At 40.2% G+C, this 321-nt stretch carries 1 pseudogene; it reads left to right on the top strand.

The window, feature by feature from the left end:
• Window positions 1-321: pseudogene (locus tag FUA24_RS11085) on the top strand (ammonium transporter); the annotation flags it as partial.

Genomic DNA, 321 nt, shown 5'->3' on the forward strand with positions numbered 1-321 from the left:
GGTTGGATTGGTTGGAGTGGTTTTGCTTTTAACCAAGGGCCTGCAGATTTATTCTTTCAAACCGTATTTTGTGCTACTGCTGCTACTATTGTATCTGGTGCTATTGCTGGTAGAACAAAATATAACACGTATATCATTTTCTCTATTGTAATGACTGCTTTAATTTACCCAATAGCAGGTGGATGGCAATGGAATGGCGATGGTTGGTTAGCTCAAATGGGCTTTATTGACTTTGCTGGTTCTTCAATTGTACACGCTGTAGGTGGTTGGGCTGCATTAATTGGTGCTGCATTAGTTGGTCCAAGATTAGGAAAATATACC

This window comes from Seonamhaeicola marinus (assembly GCF_008085455.1).